4 protein-coding genes are annotated in these 6,287 nt (G+C 60.8%); 1 reads left to right on the top strand and 3 read right to left on the bottom strand.

Annotation, left to right across the window (positions count from 1 at the left end):
• Positions 1-90 precede the first annotated feature (90 nt).
• Positions 91-1,305, bottom strand: coding sequence for a phosphoserine phosphatase SerB (gene serB / locus ACTD9P_RS20885; protein WP_438869188.1), 1,215 nt, complete (start codon positions 1,303-1,305; stop codon positions 91-93).
• Between the two features lie 133 nt (positions 1,306-1,438).
• Between serB and ACTD9P_RS20880 the strand changes: the two genes are divergently transcribed.
• Complete coding sequence (locus ACTD9P_RS20880; RefSeq protein ID WP_438869187.1) at positions 1,439-2,971, top strand: histidine kinase; 1,533 nt, start codon at positions 1,439-1,441, stop codon at positions 2,969-2,971.
• 167 nt (positions 2,972-3,138) lie between these two features.
• Here the strand turns inward: ACTD9P_RS20880 and ACTD9P_RS20875 are convergent, their stop codons facing one another.
• Together ACTD9P_RS20875 and parC are read right to left on the bottom strand one after the other, a co-directional pair.
• Positions 3,139-3,846 (bottom strand): PqiC family protein, encoded by a 708-nt coding sequence (locus ACTD9P_RS20875; protein ID WP_438869186.1) that lies wholly within the window; start codon positions 3,844-3,846, stop codon positions 3,139-3,141.
• 176 nt (positions 3,847-4,022) lie between these two features.
• Positions 4,023-6,287, bottom strand: coding sequence for a DNA topoisomerase IV subunit A (parC, locus tag ACTD9P_RS20870; protein WP_017138479.1), 2,265 nt, complete (start codon positions 6,285-6,287; stop codon positions 4,023-4,025).

Raw genomic sequence — 6,287 nt, 5'->3', positions numbered from 1 at the left:
GAGTGTCAGTCGACAGATTCAGTGGCTGACCCACCGCATTCGCGAGCAAGCCCGCTCCCACATTGATTGTGTTATGTCAGGAGTTGCGGTTTACAACTGCCCGTCGCGATCGCGAAAGCCCAGCAGATACAACACACCATCCAGCCCCAGCGTCGAAATCGCCTGCTTGGCCGATTGCTTGACCAGCGGCTTGGCACGGAACGCCACACCCAACCCGGCAATCGCCAGCATCGGCAAGTCATTGGCGCCGTCGCCGACCGCAATGGTCTGCTCCAGACGCAAACCTTCCTTGTGGGCCAACTCCTTGAGCAAGTCCGCCTTGCGCTGCGCGTCGACAATCGGCTCTACCGCCACGCCGGTCACCTTGCCATCCACCACTTCCAGCTCGTTGGCGAACACATAGTCGATGCCCAGCTTGGCCTGCAATTGCTTGGCGAAGTAGGTGAAGCCGCCGGACAGGATGGCGGTTTTGTAGCCCAGGCGCTTGAGTTCGGCGAACAGGGTTTCGGCGCCTTCGGTGAGGCGCAGCGAAGCGCCAATCGAATCCAGCACGCTTACGTCCAAGCCCTTGAGCAGCGCCAGGCGCTCCTTGAAGCTAGCGCGAAAATCCAGCTCACCGGCCATGGCGCGCTCGGTGATTTCGGACACCTGCTCGCCCACACCGGCAGCCTTGGCCAGTTCGTCGATGACTTCGGCTTCGATCAGCGTGGAGTCCATGTCGAACACCGCCAGGCGGCGGTTACGGCGGAACAGCGAGTCTTCCTGGAAGGCGATGTCGACATTCAGTTCCTGGGCCACGCTGAGGAACTCGGCGCGCAGGGCTTGCGGGTCGGCCGGCTCGCCGCGCACGGAGAACTCGATGCAGCCCTTGCCTTTGTCGGCCGGCGTGTCCAATGGCATACGACCCGACAGACGGTCGATATGGTCGATATTCAACCCATATTGAGCGGTGATGGAGCTGACGCGCTGCAATTGTTCGGCGGTTACTTTGCGGGTCAGCAGCGTCACGATGTGGCGTTTTTTGCCCTGGCCTTCGACCCAATGCTGGTAATCGGCTTCGGAGACCGGCGTGAAACGCACCTGCTGATCGAGCTTATACGCCGTAAACAGGATGTCTTTAAGCACCGACGAGGCCTGATCGGTGCTGGGGATCTCCACCAGGATGCCGAACGACAACGTGTCGTGGATCACCGCCTGGCCGATGTCGAGAATGTTCACACCACCCTGGGCCAGAACACCGGTAATGGCCGCGGTGAGGCCCGGGCGATCTTCGCCGGTGATGTTTATCAGGACAATTTCGCGCAAAGCGCACCCCCAGGCTGGAAAAAAACCGCATTCTACCCACTTTCAGTGACCATCGGGCACAGCGAGCGCTTTGCCGGTTCTAGGCCTGTCGCTATACTGCGCGTCAACTTCACGGACCAAGAGCCGAGCGCAAGTGAACCGGCCCACGCCAGTAAAAACCGATAACTTCTTCCTGCTGATCTTCCGGGCACTGCGCCACCGCCGTGTACCGATCGCATTACGCATCGCCAGCCATAACGTGATCCTGGTCGCTCTGGCCTTGGTGATCTACGCCTGCGTGATGGGTTTGCAGTTCAAGCAGGCCATGCACGAGCAAGCCGATGCCCTGGGCGCGAGCCTCACAACCCAGACCGCCACCTCGGCGACTGAGTTGCTGGTGTCCAACGACATCCTCAGCCTCAACGTGCTGCTCAATAACCTGACCAAGAACCCGCTGGTGGCCCATGCCGCCATCTACAGCGTGGACAACCGGATCATGGCCGAAGCCGGGCAACGCCCGAAAAACGGCCTGTTGGGTGAAGCCGAAGGTCTGTATTCGAGCAATATTACGTTTCAGGATGTGAAGGCCGGGCAACTGCGCATCAGCCTCGACATGCAGCAATTCCAGCAGCCGATGACCATCAGCCTGCAAAGCATGGGCATCCTCAGTGCGATCCTGCTGGCCTTGGCCCTGGCCCTGAGCTTGCGCCTGGGTCGGCATATCTCCACGCCGCTGATGCAATTGCGCATCTGGCTGCGCGATATCGACGAACACACCCCGGCCACCGACCGCCAGGATGAAATCGGCGACCTCGCCCGCCAGCTTCACGCCAGCTTCGCCCCGGAGCCGGTGGTGCCTGAGGTTGAACCCGAGCCTGAGTACGACGACACCGACTACGACGACGAGCCGGAGTTTGAAGTGCGCAACCTGCGTGACCCAGGCTTTGACGAAAGCGCGCCGGTGGCCGCCCTCAAGCCTGCGCCACGCCAGGTGATCAAGGCTGAAGAAGACGAACTGGACGATGAAGACCCGTTCGCCGACCTGCGCGACACCTCGGCCGCCGCGCCGGTCGCTGCCCCGCAAACTGCACCGGTACAAAATACCGAGCCGCAGCACAGCGCCGTACTGGCTGTGCAACTGGGTGCCCAGGACCAACTGCGTCGCCTGCCCCGTGCGCGCCTCACCGAATTGCTGGAGCGCTACCGCGACTGCCTCGACCAGGCCGCCTCGCTCTACCAGAGCGAACTGCACACCCTGAACGATGGCAGCACGTTGATGCTGTTCCACAGCGAAGACAGCGGCGAAGACTACCTGACCAATGCGATTTGCTGCGGCGAGCTGCTGCGCGCCCTCGGCCATGCCTTGCAGATTGAAGTGGCTGACAGCGGCATTACGTTGCAGCTGCAACTTGGCCTGACTGTCGGAGACGATCTGTTCGGCATGAGCCAGATCGACCTGCTGCTTACCGAGATCGCCCAGGATGCACTGGCCTTGTCCCAACACAGCCGCAACCTGCTGCTGGTGGAGCGCAAGATCAGTGAAGATGCGCTGATCCGCCAGCGCGCACGTATCCGCCCGATTGCCAGCCCTGAAGGCGCAAGCTGTGTGGAGCGGCTGATGGAGCCGTACCCGTCGATGCTGGAACGGCAGCTGGCGCGCATGCACGAGACCCGTAACAAGCCCTGACAGCTGATCGTTCCCACGCTCCGCGTGGGAATGCATTCCGTGACGCTCTGCGTCACTGCTGCGCAGCGGGACGCGGAGCGTCCCAAGAGGCATTCCCACGCGGAGCGTGGGAACGATCCAAAAAGGCCCGCTGAGTAAGCGGGCCTTTTGTTTGGGCGCGATTCAGGTCAGAACCTGAACACTTCCATATCCGTACGAATCGGCGTAGCCATCGGCATCTTCGGCTTTTCCGGAGCGGACGGTTTGGCTTGAGCCGGAGCTTGCTTGCGCGGCGCTTCAGCCACTGGCGGCTGGTTGGCCAATGGCTTGAGGGCCACCGACAACTGCTGCGCCAGATGCTGCAACAACACACCCTGGGCCTGGACCTGGGACGCGGTGGTGCCGGTATGTTCTTCCTGCAAATGCACGATGCGGTTATCGCGCACCTGGCCACGGCGGTCGATCAGGCGCCATTGTGCGTCAAGGATCGCCGGCTGCGACGTACCCGAGTCGAGCCGGGTAATGGTCAACAAGACCTGTACATCCGGGGTGAAGCCGGATGGCCCAGGCGCAAGCACCACACGCTGGCTGTCAAGGTGACCAGCCACCTGACGCAACATCAGCTGGTTGATATCGGACGACAAACTGCCCGCCCAACGACCATCGGTGGAACCTTGCAGGCTGCCGTCGTTCTGACGTTGCAGCAGGGTTTCGCGTTGCAGGTAATCAGCAACGACGACCGGGCCAAGCAAAACGGCCATACCTGCGGTTTGCGCAGGCTGAGCCGGACTTCCGCTGTCCAGCTGGTACAGCGACACCGGTTGGTGTGTGCTGCAACCCGCCAGCCCCAAAAGGCCAGCGAGCATCAAAAATAAAGGAAGGCGTGGAGCAGTCATCATCCCATCCAGGTGGCTGCCACAAGGCGAACCACAATGTAATACTAAAAATAACCTAAACACGCTCGGCCACGCCGGCGCTGGAAAGGCCATATCATCCGTGAATATGCGCCCTGACTCCAGCGCGAAAGCGTCGATCTACGCGTTAAATCGTAGATCGAGCCCTCTAATCCGCCTTAAACAGGCGTTTCCACCAGCAAAGCATCCACACGCTGGAAGCCACGCGGCAGTTTATTACCCCGTCGGCCACGCTCACCCTTGTAGTGTTCAAGGTCGTCAGGGCGCAGAGACAACGTGCGCTTGCCGGCCTGGAGCACCAGGGTAGAGCCTTCCGGGATCACGGCAATGTCGGTCACGTACTCTTCGCGACTGGCCACGCGCTCCCCGGGAATCCCGATAATCTTGTTGCCCTTGCCTTTACCCAACTGCGGCAAATCGCTGATCTTGAACACCAGCAAACGCCCTTCGGTGGTCACCGACGCCAGCCAGTTGCTCTCGCGGTCTTCCACGGTGCGCGGCAGGATCACCTTGGCGTTGTTCGGCAAGCTCAACAACGCTTTGCCCGCCTTGTTCTTGGCCTGCAGGTCTTCACCCTTGACCACAAAACCGTAACCCGCGTCGGAGGCGATCACATACAGCGAATCGTCATCGGGCAGCAGCACGCACTCGAAATTCGCCCCCGGTGGCGGTGTGAGACGCCCGGTCAGCGGTTCGCCTTGGCCACGTGCCGATGGCAAGGTGTGCGCCGGCACCGAATAGCTGCGCCCGGTGGAGTCGATAAACACCGCAAACTGGTTGGAACGCCCGGCCGCAGCGGTCTTGAAACCATCGCCAGCCTTGTACGAGAGGCCGGTGGCGTCAATATCATGCCCTTTGGCGGAACGAACCCAACCCTTTTCCGACAGAACGACGGTAATTTTCTCGTTAGGCAGCAACTCGGTTTCTGTCAGTGCTTTCGCTTCTGCACGCTCGACGATTGGCGAACGGCGATCATCACCATAGGTTTCGGCGTCTTTGATCAGCTCGCTGCGCACCAGCTTCTTAAGCTTGGTTTCGCTGCCCAACAGGGCTTGGAGCTTGGCTTGTTCCTTGAGCAGTGCATCTTGCTCGTCACGCAACTTCATCTCTTCCAACCGCGCCAACTGACGCAAGCGGGTGTCGAGGATGTAGTCGGCCTGGATCTCGCTCAGCTCGAAGCGCGCGATCAGCTCGGCTTTCGGGTGCTCGGCGGTACGGATGATGTGTATCACTTCATCCAGGTTGAGGTAAGCAATCAGCAAACCGTCCAACAGGTGCAGGCGGCGCTCAACCTTGTCGAGACGAAATTGCAGGCGACGGCGCACGGTCTGTACGCGGAACTCCAGCCACTCCACCAGCAGGTTGCGCAGGTTTTTCAGCTGCGGCTTGCCGTCCAGGCCGATGATGTTGACGTTGACCCGGTAGCTGGACTCAAGGTCGGTGCTGGCGAACAGATGCTGCATCAGCACTTCGTGGTCGACCCGGCTATTGGTCGGGATGATCACGATGCGGCATGGGTTTTCGTGGTCGGACTCGTCACGCAGGTCAGCCACTTGCGGCAATTTCGACGGTTTGGCCTGCATCAGCGCGGCGATCTGCTCCAGCACCTTGGCACCGGACACCTGGTGCGGCAGCGCGGTAACAATAATGTCGCCGTCTTCAATGTGGTAAACCGCGCGCATGCGCACCGAGCCCTTGCCGGTCTCGTACATCTTCAGCAGGTCGGCACGCGGCGTGATGATTTCCGCTTCGGTCGGGTAATCCGGGCCTTGAATATGCTCGCAGAGCTGCTCGACCGTGGCTTTGGGCTCATCGAGCAAACGCACGCAGGCAGTCGCGACTTCGCGCAGGTTGTGCGGCGGTACGTCGGTGGCCATGCCGACTGCGATGCCGGTGGTGCCATTGAGCAGGATATTCGGCAAACGCGCCGGCAACACCAGCGGTTCGTCCAAGGTGCCGTCGAAATTCGGCCCCCAGTTTGCAGTGCCCTGGCCCAATTCGCTGAGCAGCACTTCCGAGTAACGCGACAGGCGCGCCTCGGTGTAACGCATGGCTGCGAAGGACTTGGGATCATCCGGCGCACCCCAGTTACCCTGGCCATCCACCAAGGTGTAGCGGTAGCTGAACGGCTGGGCCATCAGCACCATGGCTTCGTAGCAGGCCGAGTCGCCGTGCGGGTGGAACTTACCGAGCACGTCACCGACGGTACGCGCCGATTTCTTGTGCTTGGAGTCTGCGTCCAGGCCCAACTCACTCATGGCGTAGATAATGCGCCGTTGTACGGGCTTAAGGCCGTCGCCGATATGCGGCAAGGCACGGTCCATGATCACGTACATGGAGTAGTTGAGGTAGGCATTTTCGGTGAAGTCAGCCAGCGATCGGCGTTCTACGCCATCTAAGCTGTCTGCGAGGATGTCACTCAT

The sequence above is a fragment of the Pseudomonas onubensis genome (genome assembly GCF_965653655.1).
Taxonomy (GTDB): Bacteria; Pseudomonadota; Gammaproteobacteria; order Pseudomonadales; family Pseudomonadaceae; genus Aquipseudomonas.
Note: the sequence above shows the minus strand (reverse complement) of the source record. Positions and strands in the feature narration are given on the sequence as shown.

What these genes read in the sequence shown, in the direction of transcription:
- ACTD9P_RS20875 (WP_438869186.1), bottom strand. Translation starts at nt 3,846, where the DNA reads ATGACTGCTCCACGCCTTCCTTTATTTTTGATGCTCGCTGGCCTTTTG.
- parC (WP_017138479.1), bottom strand. Translation starts at nt 6,287, where the DNA reads ATGAGTGACATCCTCGCAGACAGCTTAGATGGCGTAGAACGCCGATCG.